The 14,372-nt window shown below is 67.4% G+C and carries 14 protein-coding genes; 8 read left to right on the forward strand and 6 right to left on the reverse strand.

From position 1 onward, the window contains the following. Nucleotides 1–79 precede the first annotated feature (79 nt). From OG587_RS17055 to OG587_RS17065, 3 genes are all read left to right on the forward strand, one after another. Nucleotides 80–589, forward strand: coding sequence for a GbsR/MarR family transcriptional regulator (locus OG587_RS17055; RefSeq protein ID WP_329091414.1), 510 nt, complete (start codon nt 80–82; stop codon nt 587–589). A gap of 315 nt (nt 590–904) precedes the next feature. Then, complete coding sequence (locus tag OG587_RS17060) at nt 905–2,278, forward strand: serine hydrolase domain-containing protein (RefSeq protein WP_329091416.1); 1,374 nt, start codon at nt 905–907, stop codon at nt 2,276–2,278. A gap of 62 nt (nt 2,279–2,340) precedes the next feature. Continuing rightward, nucleotides 2,341–3,216 carry a patatin-like phospholipase family protein gene (locus OG587_RS17065; RefSeq protein ID WP_329091418.1) on the forward strand — a complete coding sequence of 292 codons (876 nt, stop codon included), beginning with the start codon at nt 2,341–2,343 and terminating at the stop codon, nt 3,214–3,216. 222 nt (nt 3,217–3,438) lie between these two features. On the opposite strand, the gene OG587_RS17070 is transcribed toward OG587_RS17065, so the two are convergent. Next, nucleotides 3,439–3,939: a MarR family winged helix-turn-helix transcriptional regulator gene (locus OG587_RS17070; RefSeq protein ID WP_329091420.1), complete on the reverse strand. Its 501-nt coding sequence runs from the start codon at nt 3,937–3,939 to the stop codon at nt 3,439–3,441. A gap of 411 nt (nt 3,940–4,350) precedes the next feature. Next, nucleotides 4,351–5,340, reverse strand: a complete 990-nt coding sequence (locus OG587_RS17075) for an AraC family transcriptional regulator (protein ID WP_329091422.1) — start codon at nt 5,338–5,340, stop codon at nt 4,351–4,353. 249 nt (nt 5,341–5,589) lie between these two features. Between OG587_RS17075 and OG587_RS17080 the strand changes: the two genes are divergently transcribed. Both OG587_RS17080 and OG587_RS17085 read left to right on the forward strand, forming a co-directional pair. Next, the gene (locus OG587_RS17080; RefSeq protein WP_329091424.1) at nt 5,590–6,549 is read left to right on the forward strand and encodes an alpha/beta fold hydrolase; all 960 of its coding nucleotides are present in this window, start codon (nt 5,590–5,592) and stop codon (nt 6,547–6,549) included. A gap of 199 nt (nt 6,550–6,748) precedes the next feature. Next, nucleotides 6,749–8,239 carry an MFS transporter gene (locus OG587_RS17085; RefSeq protein ID WP_329091426.1) on the forward strand — a complete coding sequence of 497 codons (1,491 nt, stop codon included), beginning with the start codon at nt 6,749–6,751 and terminating at the stop codon, nt 8,237–8,239. On the opposite strand, the gene OG587_RS17090 is transcribed toward OG587_RS17085, so the two are convergent. Next, on the reverse strand, nt 8,205–9,107 hold the full coding sequence (locus OG587_RS17090) for a hypothetical protein (protein WP_329091427.1): 903 nt from the start codon (nt 9,105–9,107) through the stop codon (nt 8,205–8,207). The two genes, OG587_RS17085 and OG587_RS17090, sit on opposite strands and share 35 nt — an antisense overlap. Nucleotides 9,108–9,255: 148 nt before the next feature. Here OG587_RS17090 and OG587_RS17095 point away from each other — a divergent pair, with 148 nt between their 5' ends. Next, nucleotides 9,256–9,999 (forward strand): group II truncated hemoglobin, encoded by a 744-nt coding sequence (locus OG587_RS17095; protein WP_329091429.1) that lies wholly within the window; start codon nt 9,256–9,258, stop codon nt 9,997–9,999. An 870-nt stretch (nt 10,000–10,869) separates the two neighbouring features. On the opposite strand, the gene OG587_RS17100 is transcribed toward OG587_RS17095, so the two are convergent. The 3 genes from OG587_RS17100 to OG587_RS17110 all read right to left on the reverse strand — a co-directional run bounded on the left by OG587_RS17100 (nt 10,870) and on the right by OG587_RS17110 (nt 12,464). Continuing rightward, nucleotides 10,870–11,619 carry a class I SAM-dependent DNA methyltransferase gene (locus tag OG587_RS17100; protein WP_329091431.1) on the reverse strand — a complete coding sequence of 250 codons (750 nt, stop codon included), beginning with the start codon at nt 11,617–11,619 and terminating at the stop codon, nt 10,870–10,872. A 151-nt stretch (nt 11,620–11,770) separates the two neighbouring features. Continuing rightward, entirely contained in the window at nt 11,771–12,067 is a 297-nt protein-coding gene (locus tag OG587_RS17105) for a hypothetical protein (protein WP_329091433.1), read from the reverse strand. Next, nucleotides 12,057–12,464, reverse strand: coding sequence for an ATP-binding protein (locus OG587_RS17110; RefSeq protein ID WP_329091435.1), 408 nt, complete (start codon nt 12,462–12,464; stop codon nt 12,057–12,059). Before OG587_RS17110 ends, OG587_RS17105 begins: the two co-directional genes overlap by 11 nt. A gap of 461 nt (nt 12,465–12,925) precedes the next feature. Here OG587_RS17110 and OG587_RS17115 point away from each other — a divergent pair, with 461 nt between their 5' ends. Together OG587_RS17115 and OG587_RS17120 are read left to right on the forward strand one after the other, a co-directional pair. Next, the gene (locus OG587_RS17115; RefSeq protein WP_329091437.1) at nt 12,926–13,807 is read left to right on the forward strand and encodes a helix-turn-helix domain-containing protein; all 882 of its coding nucleotides are present in this window, start codon (nt 12,926–12,928) and stop codon (nt 13,805–13,807) included. Then, nucleotides 13,804–14,094 carry a DUF397 domain-containing protein gene (locus OG587_RS17120; protein WP_329091439.1) on the forward strand — a complete coding sequence of 97 codons (291 nt, stop codon included), beginning with the start codon at nt 13,804–13,806 and terminating at the stop codon, nt 14,092–14,094. The genes OG587_RS17115 and OG587_RS17120 overlap by 4 nt, the downstream gene beginning before the upstream one ends. Nucleotides 14,095–14,372: the final 278 nt, after the last annotated feature.

The raw sequence follows: 14,372 nt of genomic DNA on the forward strand, positions 1-14,372 counted from the left end.
AGATCCGAGGTGACAAGCCGATAGCATCGCAAATGTCGGAGATTTGCGTCATTTCGGTTATGTGTGTAATGTCGGCGATATGGATTACGAGGCCGAGCTTGCCTACGCCGACGAGGTCGGCCGTCATTTCGCCCGGCAGAACGGCCTGCCCACGATGACCGGCAGGGTGGCCGGGTGGCTCCTCATCTGCGATCCGCCGCAGCAGACCATCGCCGAGCTCGGCGAGGCGCTGCGGGCCAGCCGCACCGCCGTCAGCGGCGCGGTCTCCATGCTTGAGGAGTGGTCCTGGATCCAGCGTTCGCGTGCCGCCGGTGAACGGGTGGATCGTGTCAGCATCCATTCCTCGATCTGGCTGAGGATGGTCGACAAGCCCTCGGCGTACACCTCGCTCGGCGCGCTCGCGCACCAGGGCCTCAAGGTGCTCGGCGAGGCGTCCCCGGCCCGGCGGGCGCGTCTTCTGGAGGGGGCCGCCTTCGCCGAGTTCCTCGTCGAGCGGATGCCCGCGCTCGCGGCCGAGTGGCGCGAGCGCCGCGACGCCCTGCGCGCCTCCGGTGAGCTGCCCGACGACACCGGGACGCACCGGCCCTAGCCCGAGGTCACCGGACCGTCCGCGAGGGCGGTTCCCTCCCGGCCCGAAGCCACCGTCCCCTCGGGGCGTTCCTCCCTTACCCCGAAGCCCGGCAGACCGTCCCCGAGGGCGATTCCCCTTCAGCGCGATTCCCCCTCGGCGCGATTCCCCTTCAGCTCGAAGCCACCAGGCCGTTCCCGAGGTGGTTCCCCCTTTTCCAGCCGGTGCCCCGACGGCACCGGTGTCACCGGCATGCCCCGGCTCGCGTCCCCGCCCGATCGACGGACGCCTCGCCCGGCATCCGAACTTTCGAACTTTCGAACCGAGGAGATCTCCGTGACTTTCGACTCCGCCCGCTGGCAGGCCCGGCTCGACGAGCTTCGCGCCGCCCACCGTGTGCCGGGGGCGTCGCTGGCCGTACTGGTCGACGGGAACGTTCACGAACTGGCCAGTGGTGTGCTGCACCGGGCGACGGGGGTGGAGGTGACGACCGACTCGGTGTTCCTGTCCGGCTCGCTCGCCAAGGTCTACACCGCGACGCTGGTGATGCAGCTGGTCGACTCCGGCGAGCTGGACCTCGACGCACCCGTGGTGAGCGTGCTGCCGGAGTTCGCCACCCCGGACCCGGAGGCCACGAAGACGATCACGATCCGCCAGCTGCTCAGTCACACCGGCGGGCTGACCTGCGACTTCACCTACGACTCCGGCCGCGGCGACGACTGCCTGGCCAAGTACGTCGAGGCCGCCAGGCAGGTGGCGCCGGACTGCCCGCCCGGGACGGCGCTGTCGTACAGCAGCGTCGGGTATGTCGTGCTGGGCCGCGTCGTCGAGGTGCTGACCGGCCTGACCTGGGACCAGGCGCTGAAGGAGCGGCTCCTCACCCCGCTCGGGCTGGAGCACTCGATGACGCTGCCCGAGGAGGCGCTGCGGTTCCGCGTGGCCATGAGCCACCTGGGGGAGCCGGGGGCCGACCCCGACCCGGCCCCGGCCTGGGACCTGATGCCGCGCTCGGCCGGGCCGTACGGCAGGGTCATCATCTCCGCGGGCGACGTCGCCCGGTTCGCGCGGGCGCACCTGGACGGCGGCGTCGCCCCCGACGGCACCCGGATCCTGTCCGCCGAGACCGCCGCGGAGATGCGGCGGCGCGTGGTCGACAGCCCGGACAAGTGGACCGTCAGCGCCGACGGCTGGGGCCTGGGCTGGACCCTGTACGACTGGGACGGCGTCTCCGGCTACGGTCACGACGGCGCCGCGATCGGCCAGTACTCCTACCTGCGCGTCGTTCCGCACGCGGGGGTGGCGGTCGTCCTGCTGGCCAACGGAGGCCACACCGGCGGGCTGTACGCCGACCTGTTCAGGGAGCTGCTGGGCGAGCTGGCCGGGGTGCGCGTGCCGGAAGCCTTCGGACCGGCGGCGAACCCGCCCGCGGTGGACATGAGACGGCTGGTGGGCACCTACCGGCGCGAGGGCGTCGTCACCACCGTCACCCAGGACGACGACGGCGCGCACATCCGGTACGAGTTCGTCGACGGCATGAAGGACTTCTCCCCGCCCCTGGAAATGGACCTGGTGCCGGTGTCGGAAACGGTCTTCGCCGCCTCCGGCGGCCCCTCCTTCAGCGAGGGGCACATTCCCGTGGTCTTCTCCACCCTGACCGACGGCACCGAGTGCGTGTACATCGGCATGCGCGTCACCCCCAAGGTCGCCTGAACCCGTCCCGGCGCCGATGCACATCGCGCCGCGAATTGCCGCAGAATGAATACGCGTATCCGATGTTCACATTGGAGGGGGCGGCGATGGGGAGCAGGGCCCTGGTCCTGGGCGGCGGAGGCATCACCGGAATCGCCTGGGAGCTTGGCATGCTCACCGGCCTGGCCGAGGCGGGCGTCGACCTGGGGCAGGCCGACCTCGTCGTCGGGACCTCCGCCGGAGCCGTCGTGGCCGTGCAACTCCTGGCGGGCCTCGATCTGGAACAGCGGTACGCGGCCCAGTTGAAGCCACCCGGTGGGGAGACGAGGCCACGCATTCCCCACCTGTACCTGACCCGGCTGGTGTGGAACACGATCCGGGCCGCCGACCCGGTGGAGTTCCGGGTACGGATGGGCAGGATGGCACTCGCCGCCAGGACCCCGTCGGAGGCCGAACGGCGGGCGGAGATCGTCCGATGGATCGGGGGCGTCCACGCCTGGCCGAAGCGCCGACTGGTGATCACCACCGTGGACGCGGAGTCGGGAGAGTTCGTGACGTTCGACTCGGCGAGCGGTGTCGAGCTGGTGGACGCGGTGGCGGCCAGCGTCGCGACCCCCGGAGTCCGGCCGCCCGCGACCGTTCGTGGCCGTCGTCACATGGACGGCGGGATGTGTTCGGCGGCGAACGCGGATCTGGCGGCGGGCTACGAGCAGGTGGTGGTGCTGGCGCCGGTGACACGCGGAGGCGGGCCGATGCCCGCCGTGGCGGACCAGATCGCCGCGCTGGGGCCGGACGCGCGTGTCACGCTGATCTCCCCGGACGAGGACGCCCGGCGGTCGATGGGGTCGAGCTCGCGGGACATACTCGACCCGGCTCGTCGGCCCGCCGTCGCCCGCGCCGGCCGCGCCCAGGCGGCCCAGGCGGTCGAGCAGGTGGCCGACGTGTGGCGAACGACCTGATAGACCCGCTGACTCGGGACGCCGAGGGCTGGAAAGGCCGCTCTGGGCAGCCTGTTGCGCGCCATTGGTCGTGACCATGGAACGTCACTGCCGATGAACACGCACGCTGCGATATGCCCTGACCGAAAGTCTCCGGTCACGCCCACGCTGACGCCGTGATGACAGGGGCGCGACTCGCGGCGGACGAGGATGCCGGTGATGATCGACTGTGAGGCGCGTGGCCTACGCGGCCGTGTCACCCAGGGCGATCAGCACGTCCCGAAGGGCTTCGATGGCGGCGCGGGTCGTGCGCGGTGCCACTTCTCGTAGTGCGGCGGCCTGCGCGGCGCTGGCGGCGCGCACGGCCTCCTCGGCCACCTTCACCCCGCGTGTCGAGAGCCGCACCCACGAGCTGCGCGCGTCGGACGGGTCGGGGTCGCGCTCGATCAGGTCCGCGGCGGCGAGGCGGCGCAGCACGTTGCTGGTGCCACCGGAGGTCAGCACGAGCCGCTGGGTCAGCACCGACGGACGCAGCCGGTAGGGCATCCCGGACGCCCGGAGCGCGGCGAGGATGTCGTACTCCGCCTTGGTCAGACCCAGCCGCGCCAGCTCCGCCTCGACGGGCGCGTTGAGCAGTGCGGCCAGCCGTGCGGCCCGTTTGCTCAGCTCCAGCTCGGTGCCGACCACGCCGGGCAGCTCCCTGCCCCACGCATCGGCGATCTCGTCCACTGTGTCCCTGGCCATCAGCACATCGTACTTGCACTCAGAAAGCTTTATGGATAGCTTTTCGAAAAGCTGTTTTTCCCCAAAGGCTTCATGGAGGCGGAATGGATCTCTTGATCAAGGGTGGCCATCTGGTGTCGGGACACCGTGCCGACATCCTCGTCGACAACGGCGAGATCATCACGGTCGGCTCCGTCGCGGACGCGGCCGCGGCCGACGCCAAGGACCGGTGCTCGGGGCGCGCGGCGCCGGCAGCCGCTTCCTTGGACGTGACCTGGGCAGTTGGCCTGACAGGTGCTCCACACCATGGACCACATTCCAGCTCCACGCCGTACCGGATGACGACCGGCTCGTATGCGCAGCCTCAAGTATCCGATGCGCGCAGGCCGGTTCGGGGCGTCAGCTGGACAGGGGCCGTCGTTCGGTCTGTGCTTATCGGCACTGTCGTCGGTACTTGCCGGGAGCCGTCCCGTACTCTCGTTTGAATGCCTTGGCGAAGGCGAACTCCGACGTGTAGCCGATCCGCTCGGCCACAACCGCTATGGGTGCGTCGGAATCGCGGAGGTGCCTGGCGGCGAGGGTCATCCGCCACCAGGTCAGATAGGTCAGCGGAGGCCGGCCGAGGAGGGTGGCGAATCGCCGGGCGAAGGCAGCCCGGGACAGTCCTGCCTGCTCGCCCAGTTCCTCAACCGTCCACTGCCGGTCGGGGGTGTGGTGGATGCTGTGCAGTGCGGCGGTGATGCCCGGGTCGGCCAGCGCTGTGGCCCAGCCGGTGGCCGTGTCGTGGCCGGACTGCTCTTCATACCAGGCTCTGAGGATGAACAGCAGCAGCATGTCGAGCAGTGCGGGCAGCACGGCGTCGGCTCCCGGGCGGGGCTGTTCCAGTTCGGTTCCGAGTAGGTCGATCGCGGAGCGCACCGAGGGGTGGCGTCCCAGGCGGGCCGGTAGGTGGATCACCTCGGGGAGGTCGCTCAACAACGGGTGCGATCGGGACCTGTCCATAAGGTACGCACCGCACATCAAGACGGTGGAGGCGCCCGATCCGTCGATGCGGACGTCGCTGTCCAACGACGATTCATCGTCGTGCTCGGGGCGAGGCTCGGGCAGTGAAGCGGTCGGGATGTCAGTCTGCGGGGTGGACAGGTCATCGGTCATCCAGTGCCCGCACCCGTGGGGAAAGAACACCAGGTCGCCGACGCTCAGTGCGATCGGCGCATCGTCCGGCGGGGTCAGCCGGCACGACCCCTGAACGACGACGTGGAAGCCGGCCCCGGCGAACGGTTCGGAGTACAGACGCCAGGGCGCCCGCATCTGGGCGCGCGAGGAGTGGGGCCGTCCGGTGCGCATGGCGGCGAGCGCGTCGCTGAGCACGTCCATGTCGTAAGCGTACTGCTGGTACTTGATCCAGAGACGCTGGGACATGAATACAAGATAGATGGACATTGGTTGTCTCCCATGGTCGCCATACGGTGAATCGCGAGCGGGATGGACACTCGTCCCGGGCGATGACGACGACTCGACTGGGAGACGTGATATGAAGATCGTCATTTATGGCGCGCGCGACAACACAGGAAAGCCGATAGCCGCTGAGTCCGCCTGGCGGGGCAACGGCGGTGTGCCGACCGGCCGCGGCCTTGAGCTTGTGCGCGCAGCCGGGGCGGAGGCACAGCGATGACCGAGATCACTGAGCGTTTCGTCGACGCGGGCGGAATCCGTATGCACCTGGCCGAGGCGGGCTCGGGTCCGCTGGTGCTCCTGCTGCACGGCTTTCCCGAATCCTGGTACTCCTGGCGGCACCAGCTGGCCGCGTTGGCTGAGGCCGGTTATCACGCGGTCGCCCCCGACCTTCGCGGGTACGGTCACACCGACCGGCCCGACAGGGTAGAGGACTACACGATGCTGCATCTGGTCGGCGACGTCATCGGCCTGATCGACGCGCTCGGCGAACAGCGGGCGGTCGTGGCGGGCCATGACTGGGGCGCCAACGTCGCATGGCATACGGCGCTGCTGCGGCCCGACCGGGTGCGCGCCGTGGCCGGATTGAGCGTGCCGCAACTGTTCTCGCCACGACCGGTCACCGCCCCGCTGGCCACCATGCGCACTGAGATCGGCGACGGCTTCTACGTCGTCTACTTCCAGCAGCCTGGGGTGGCCGATGAAGAACTCGGCCGGGACCCGCGCGCCACGCTGCGGCGCTTCTTCCACAGCGCCTCCGGCGAGGAAGCCTCGTGGCAACTGGTCGTCCCGCCCGGCGGCGGCTTCCTGGACACCGTGGCCGAGCCCGACAACCTGCCCGGCTGGCTGACCGAGGGGGACCTCGACACCTTCACCGCCCAGTTCGAACACGCGGGATTCACCGGCGGGGTGAACTACTACCGCAACCTCGATCGCAACTGGGCACTGCTCGCCCCCTGGCGCAGTGCGGCCGTGCTCCCACCGGCACTGTTCATCCTCGGTGACCGAGACGTCACCTTCACCTGGCCGGAAGCGAAAGACCTGATCGCCGGCGGATCGACGGTCGTGCCGAACCAGCGCGAGACAGTCGTGCTGCCCGGCTGTGGCCATTGGACCCAGCAGGAACGCCCCGCAGAGGTCAACCAAGCGCTGATCGCCTTCCTGCGATCCCTGTGACCGATCGCGGCTGACAAGGAAGCGGGGGCGCGCTTCTGCCCAGCGCGCCCCCGCGCCGTTTCCTGAGCTACCGGGCACGGGAGGCGCCCGTGCACCCTTCGAACGCCGGGACGGCCAAAGCGCCTGGACATACGCTCAGCCGCCTGTTCCCGGCGCGGGCGTCCGTCCCGCCCGAGGACTCTTCAAGGACCTGGAATCTGTGAATGCATCCCCACGGCGGCGACGGCCCGCGCTCACACTCGCGCTGCTCGCGTTCGCCCAGTTCATCATCACCATCGACTACAACATCGTCTACGTCGCCCTTCCCGACATCGGTGACGAACTCGGCTTCACAGCCCAGTCGCTGCAATGGGTGGTCAGCGCCTACCTCGTGGGCTTCGGTGGCTTCCTGCTGCTCGGCGGCAGGGCAGTCGACCGGCTCGGACAACGACGCATGTTCATCCTCGGGCTCGCCATCTACGGCGTCTCGTCCCTGGCCGGCGGCCTGGCCGCCGATCCCGGGATGCTCGTGGCCGCCCGCGCGTTCCAGGGCCTGGGCGGCGCGCTGCTCACCCCCGCCACCCTGGCACTCATCTACACCGGCTTCCCCGAAGGGACACAGCGCAACCGGGCCATGGGTGTCTGGGGTGCGGCCGGAAGCTCCGGCCTGGCCGCCGGTGCACTGCTCGGCGGCATACTCACCAACGACCTGGGTTGGGAGTGGGTGTTCTTCGTCAATGTCCCCCTCGCCCTCGGCGCGGCACTCGCCGCGCCGCGCCTGCTGTCCGCCGATCCGCCGCCCGAGAACCATCGGGGCGGCTTCGACATGCCAGGCGCGCTGATCGCCACAGCGGGCGCCTCCCTGATGGTGTTCGGCCTGGTCAGCGGACCGGACGCAGGCTGGGGCTCGATCCGCGGCGCCGGGGCACTGGCCGCCGGAGCAGTACTCATAGGCGTCTTCGCCCTTGTCGAGTGGCGCACCCGCAACCCGCTGGTGCCCCTGCGGCTGTTCGCCAACCGCAGCCTGGCCACGGCCATGGCGGTGATGTTCCTCTTTCTGGGGTCCCTCAGCGGGCAGTACTACCTGTTCACCACCTACCTGCAGAACGTGCTCGGCTATAGCGCCCTTGAGGCCGGCCTGGCGTTCCTGCCGCTGACACTGATCTCCGTGGCGACCACCGGGAAGCTCTCCACCGTGCTCCTCGGTAAGTGGGGCACCCGCACCACTCTGTCCATCGGGCTACTCGTCATCGCAATCGGAATGATCCTGCTCGCCGCGGGAATGTCGACCGGCGGCTCGTTCTGGGCACTGCTGCCAGGCATCGTCATCTGGGGCGTCGGCAGCTTCGGCTTCCCTGCCATGTTCGTGGCCGCCGCATCTGGAGTCGAGCCCGCCGAGCAGGGCGTCGCCTCCGCACTGGCCTCCACCTCCCAGCAGATCGGTGGCGCCGTGGGCCTGGCCGCCATCGTCGCCATCGCCAACACCGGCCTGACCGCAGAAACGGGCGCAGCGGCATCCGACGTCGTCGACGGACTACGCACGGCCGGGTGGGTAGCCGGACTGGCCATGGCCGCCGCCGCCATCATCGCGGCCACGCTCAAGAAACCGCAGGCAACAGCCACACCGAAACCTCCCGGGCCGGTGGGGATCTGCACTTCCAGTGAGGAACGCAGCACTAGCCGAGATCGAAGGCGACGTCGGCGAGGTTGACCGTCCGCACCTCCGGGTCGTCGAGGAGCTTGCGCAGGTCGGCGAGTTTCCAGCGATCGACGACGAGCCCGTACACGACGCCCTCCTCGGCCGCCCCAGTGAGCCAATCGTGGCTCAGCTCGAACTCGCTGAAGTCATCTCCCTCACCAAGCAGCCCGGCCCACCTGCGGAACTCCGCGAGCGCAGCCTCGGGCTCGGTCTCGCACTCATAGGTGAGATCCTCCCAGTGCTGCTTGGTCATGTCGCGGTTCCAGACGACCGCGTTCACGGAGGTCACCTTGCTGGAGTCGTCGTAGAAGGACGGGGCGTAGATGTAGGAGACGTCCTTTCCCCCGCAGAATTCGTGCCTCCGGTTGAAGGCGACAAGCCGCTCAGTGGTCATCGGGTGTGTGAACTCCACGACCGCGACGGCCTCAAGCGTCTGGGGGAGCCCGTCGACGGTCTTCCTGGCCTCCTCCGTCAGTGCCTTGTTGACGCCGAGGTCCACATCCACGGAATCGATCGCGTCGCCCAGGCCGCCGGACGGGCCGTCGAGGTGGGGGGCCCGGATGGTGCCGAACAGGTTTTCCACGATCTTGTACCCCGTCCGGCCCTCACCAGGACCGGCCCGGCGCGGCTCGCCCCGCAGCGTGTAGGTCGTCTCCAGCAGCCCCCCGCCATCGCTGTAATCGAACAGCAGGCGCTTGTCCGGGTTCGCGACGCGGGCGGCGGTTCCGTACACCCGAGCCGTTCGCTCGTCGTCGAAGTCGACGAACAGCCACAGCACCCGCTCGACCGCGCTGAGGGCGAGGAACAGCGCCGCGGCGACGGCCAGGACCTTGACGAGGGACCTGGCCACGTACGCCCAGTCGGGCTCCCTCGCGTTCATCACCGCGTGCTCCTATGACCTAGATCAAATCGGGTACGGCGCACCATAGCCGCCCGGAACCGGCGCCGGAGGGCATTGACCCTCCCGATCTTGGTCGCTGGCCCGTAGGATGATTACATGCTTACTTGATCACTTGGAGGTGGAGACGATGATCGTCGAGTACATCCGTTACCGCGTTCCCCGGGCCGAGGAGTTCGAGGCCGCCTACCGCCGGGCGGTGGTGCCGTTGGGCAGAGCGCCCCAGTGCCTGGACTACGAGTTGTCGAAGTGTGCCGACGAGCCGGGCGTCTACATCCTGCGCATCGTCTGGACCTCGGCGAAGGGTCACCTGGAGGGCTTCCGCGGCAGCGAGCACTTCACGGAGTTCTTCGCCGAGATAAGGCCGTACGTCGAAGACATCGAGGAGATGCGGCACTACGAACCGGTGCTCAGGAAGACCGAGCCGACACTGTTCGACTGGGCGGGCGGCGCGGCGGCGTTCGAGCGGCTGACCGAGACGTTCTACGGCCACGTGCGAAAGGACGAGGTGATCGGCCCGCTGTTCGCGCACATGGACCCGGACCATCCGCAACATGTGGCGCTGTGGCTGGCGGAGGTCTTCGGCGGCCCCGACCGCTACACCCGCGAGCGCGGAGGATACGCGCACATGCTCTCCCAGCATCTCGGCAAGCACCTCACCGAGCGGCAGCGCCGCAGGTGGGTAAGCCTGTTGATGGACGCGGCCGACGAGGTGGGGCTCCCCGCCGACCCCGAGTTCCGGGCGGCGTTCGCCGGATACATCGAGTGGGGCACCCGCCTCGCGGTACAGAACTCCCAGCCGGGCGCCACCCCGCCCCTCCAGGCACCGGTCCCCCGCTGGGGCTGGGGAGTCGCCCCGCCGTACCAGCCGTGACCCGGGGGCTCCGCGCCGAACGACGGTGTCACAGGCGGGCGCGGCGGTGTTGAAGTCGTCCCAGCTGTTGAGTCTGCTGTAATGAGACCGGTCCGGAGACTGGAGTGAAACAAGCTAGCCGTGGTCGGCCAGGCGTTGTAGAGCTTCCCGCAATGAGACCGGTCTGGAGACCGGAGTGAAACATGGAGTACTTGTCCCGATACGGTGGGTCGATATCACCCCCGCAATGAGACCGGTCCGGAGACCGGAGTGAAGCCGTGACCGACAGTTCAGGCCACTCGACCTCGATTTCCCCGCAATGAGACCGGTCCGGAGACCGGAGTGAAGCGGTTCGCGAGCTGGCCATATAGCGGAAAGTAATCAAGTCTCTACTTGAAAATGTCCGGTTTGACCCCATGGCTGCTTGTCTGGGGTTAGGAACCTCCCAGGGAAAGCGTGCGTGCTTGGGGTTCCTAACCGCTGCCAGAAGTCGATGACGTGGGCCGAGGAACTCCAGTAGACCAAGGATCGAGACGCTGTACATTTTCAAATGGCGAGGCATGCGTACGAGACAGGATGCCCTCGCGGACCTGCTCTGACAACCTGTGTCCCTCTACGCGGTGAAGCGACGACGCAGCGCTCGGAGGGCGACACGTGCGGAGCGGGCGCGTAACTTCCCGCCCGGGTCGCCGGGTACGTTGTGGTGTCGCCAGAGCTGTTTGAGGATCCGTTCAGCGATCTTCCCGATCAGCGCGATCGCGTTCTCCGGATAGCCGTCACCGAGTGACTTGATCGGCCGCTCGAAGTCCAGGCCGAGGTGACGGGCGACGCGGGAGTGGTAGTCCAGCTCGTTGTGGAGTTAATGGAGATGGCTGTCGAGCTCCACTCTGCTCACGCTTTCACCCCAAATATGAAGGCGAACCGGTCGAGGCACTGTAACTCGGCACCCGGATGTCTACCTCGGATTTCCTCGACACCCTTTTCCAACTCTGCATCATCGAAGCTGGAAAGCAGTGACATATAGCGATTTCGGACCATTTTCAGATAACGCTCGGTGCTGAAAGCGAGCGGGAACTCGTCGTAGGTGAGCTCGGTATCGAGACCGCTGCCGCTCATCGCGTCGGCGATGCCGACGGGATCGGGCTGGCGCTCGCGAAACAGCCTCAGCGCCGCGTCGAACAGCGGGTAGTCGATGCTCGTCGGCAGCATGACCACGAGCATCCGCCCACCCGGCCGCAGGAGACGAGCCAGCCCGTCGAGGACCCGGGGCGGATCGGCGATGTGATGAATCACCTCCTTGAGCAGGATCGCGTCGTAACCGTCATGCGGAGGTCGTACGCGCTGCTCCGCGAGCTCCTCGGCCCCGGCGCGCAGCGGGACCAGACGCTCATGGGCGGGAAGCTGGTCGAGCATCGCGGGGGAGGGGTCGGCGCAGACCACCACCTCGGCGTGCTCTGCGAGCTCCCGCGCGTACAGGCCGGTCCCGCCCCCGACGTCCAGCACCCGATGATCCGGAGTGATCCGGAGCCGGTCGAGAATGTTTCCGGTCATCCATTGAATGAATTCCGGACTGTATGCCCAGTTCTCGTCATATTTGTCAGCGAGGCGATCGTAGTGAGCCCGCGTGACATCGCTCCGCACGAGACATCCCCTCCAAGCCGAGACACCAGGGCAAACCAAGGGTCCAACGGCCGGTGAGGTGGGTCAAGGCCGGTCCGAAAGCGGGGGGTGAGGAAACGCGGACGCTCTTTTGGAGGGGTGTGGATTTGATAGGAGTGAATTCAGCAGTGGATTACCGTACGAGGCCGTGCAGCAAGGCGATCCACACCGCGTCCGCCTCCCGGACCTGCCAGCGGTCGCTTTCGGCGATCGAATGATGCCGTGTGCGGCGGATGAACCTCAGCCCGCCCGCCTGGCACAGCTCGTAGAACAGGGCGCCGCAGTCGCAGGTCCACCTGACGACCCGGGCCTGCCCGTCCCCGCGCGGAGGGCGCCAGGTCAGTGCCTCGCAGTGGGAGCGGGCGGGGAGGACGTGCGGGCTGAGGCAGCGGGGTGAGTAGTCCCAGCCGACCAAAATGTCACCGTCCACCCAGCTGGAACCAGACCACGCGCCCGGCCAGGGTCTCGTACCAACCCCAGGCCGAGGACAACTCCTGCACCAGCCAGAGCCCGCGCCCTCCACCGCTGTCGGGACTCACACCCGCGCAGAGGCGAGGCCGTTGCCCGGTCGATCCGGCGTCAACGACATCAACGTGGAGCGTTCCAAGGTGGTTGGCGACGGCGATGATGACTCGGCCGTCGGAGCGTTGGCCGGAGTCGGAGTGGCGGACTGCGTTGGTGACAAGCTCGGTGACGAGCAGCAGCGCGTCGTCGATGTGCGGGTGGTCGAGCCCTTTCAGTAGGTCGTGGACGTAGCGGCGGGCCCGGGGAACGGCGGCGACCTGCGCGGGCACCTCGACCCGGCCCAGCAGCCCCAGCGCCCTCACCGCGTCCCCCGCGTGATCCGCTCGCAGGCATTCCGTGCCCTGGTCCGGAGGCCTCGCTCGTGCCTCCGATCCCAGGCGCACGCCGAGCCGTGGTCTTGCTGCTCGGTTACGGGCCTCCGCCCGCCGGGCGACAGGAAGATCTCCATGCTCGCTGGTCCACCAGGAGACAGCCGCACCACGGAGTCAACCCCCAACTCATGCAACTCCCAGGCCAGCTCCACCAGCTGCCCGCCCCACCCCTGAAGATCACGCGCTCTCATCTTCCCGCCACCCCTTTTCGGTTTTGAAGGCGTTCGACCGGAAGTTGACGATTGCTCTCCATGAGCAATCCGTCACTCTGAGTGCTTAGTTTGCATGACCGTAGCTCTCTCGGCAATAAGAATCGAAATGAACATCGTGCATGTTGATGAACGAAGATCACTTCGGCAGACTGCGGTACGTCAGTTACGGAGAGGAGTGGAATGGGTGCTCAGCGGAGCCCATCGGTTCGGAGACGTCGCCTCGCAGCGGAGTTGCAACGCCTCCGGAAGGAGGCGGGGCTGACGCGAGACCAGGTGGCCGAGCACGCAGGATGCTCACCCGTCACCATCACGCGGATCGAATCGGCCACAAGTGCAGCCACGGTCGCCCTCGTAGCCATGATGCTCGATCTCTACAGGGTCACCGGTGATCGCCGAAAAGCGCTCATGCAACTCGCCCGTGACGCGCGCAAGCGCGGGTGGTGGCACAAGGTGTCCGAGGCGATCCCGGAGTGGGTCCAGAGTTACGTGGGCCTCGAAGAGGAGGCAACGACCCTCCAGGAATACCAGTCGGAGTTCGTTCCTGGATTGCTTCAAACCGAGGACTATGCGCGAGCTGTCATGAGGTCGGCACCCGTGTTGCCGCCGGACGAAGAACTGGAACGACGGCTCTCGATCCGGATGAAGCGACAGGAACGAGTGCTGGAGCGTCCCGACCCGCCCATGATGTGGTGCATCCTCAACGAAGCGGTCATACGCCGGCCTGTCGGAGGAGTTCAGAGCATGCGGGATCAGCTTCGCAGGCTGATCAAGCTCTCCGAAACAAATCACGTCACGATCCAGGTCCTACCGTTCGCCGCCGGTGTCCACCCCGCGATGGATGGCGGATTTACTCTCCTCAATTTCCCCAAGCTGTCCGATCCGGACACCGTGTACGTTGAGTATTGGCAGGGAAGTGTCTATTTAGAGGATCCGAGAGAAGTAGACGCATACGTCCTGCTCTTCAACCATCTGCGCGCACGAGCCCTCGGGCCGGACCAGACCCGCAGCTTGATCGCGCAGGCTATCCGAAACATGCAAGCGGACGGAGAGGCGCACCCATGATGGATCTTTCCCGTGTGGTCTGGCGCAAGGCGAGCTTGAGTAACGCCAACGGCGGCCAGTGCGTTGAGGTCGGCGTCTGGCACGAGAGCACTCTCAGCGGTAGCTGTGTTGAACTTGCGTCCACCGACAACGCCCAAGCCGCCCCCGAACACACGATAGACGCCGAACGCCTTTTCCTGGTTCGCGACTCCAAGGACCCTTACGGCCCAGTGCTTTCCTTCACCCCTGCCGAGTGGGACTCCCTCCTTGTGAGCATCAAAGAGGGCTATTTCGCGGATCTGACTTGATGACTTGGAGGGCCGCACTCTTGTTATCGCAATGAGACTAATTCAGCATAACGAGACCGGTCCAGAGACCGAAGTGGAGCGAGGATCGCGTGGTCGATGGCGGCCCGGTTGTCACCGCCGCAATGAGAGCGGAGTGGAACGGGTGAGTCGCCGCGCGGACTTCGTCGCGGACGAGTGCCTGCAATGAGACCGATCCCGAGACCGGAGTGAAACGGTGTCCGTCAGGAGCTGGGAGGTTCAGACCTCGGGGATGCCGCAATGAGGCCGGTCTGGAGACT

This window comes from Streptosporangium sp. NBC_01469, from assembly GCF_036227305.1.
Lineage (GTDB): Bacteria > Actinomycetota > Actinomycetes > Streptosporangiales > Streptosporangiaceae > Streptosporangium.

Coding starts and splice junctions, on each gene's coding strand:
- OG587_RS17055 (WP_329091414.1), top strand. CDS start 80: ATGGATTACGAGGCCGAGCTTGCCTACGCCGACGAGGTCGGCCGTCAT.
- OG587_RS17065 (WP_329091418.1), top strand. CDS start 2,341: ATGTTCACATTGGAGGGGGCGGCGATGGGGAGCAGGGCCCTGGTCCTG.
- OG587_RS17070 (WP_329091420.1), bottom strand. CDS start 3,939: ATGGCCAGGGACACAGTGGACGAGATCGCCGATGCGTGGGGCAGGGAG.
- OG587_RS17075 (WP_329091422.1), bottom strand. CDS start 5,340: ATGTCCCAGCGTCTCTGGATCAAGTACCAGCAGTACGCTTACGACATG.
- OG587_RS17080 (WP_329091424.1), top strand. CDS start 5,590: ATGACCGAGATCACTGAGCGTTTCGTCGACGCGGGCGGAATCCGTATG.
- OG587_RS17090 (WP_329091427.1), bottom strand. CDS start 9,107: ATGAACGCGAGGGAGCCCGACTGGGCGTACGTGGCCAGGTCCCTCGTC.
- OG587_RS17095 (WP_329091429.1), top strand. CDS start 9,256: ATGATCGTCGAGTACATCCGTTACCGCGTTCCCCGGGCCGAGGAGTTC.
- OG587_RS17115 (WP_329091437.1), top strand. CDS start 12,926: ATGGGTGCTCAGCGGAGCCCATCGGTTCGGAGACGTCGCCTCGCAGCG.
- OG587_RS17120 (WP_329091439.1), top strand. CDS start 13,804: ATGATGGATCTTTCCCGTGTGGTCTGGCGCAAGGCGAGCTTGAGTAAC.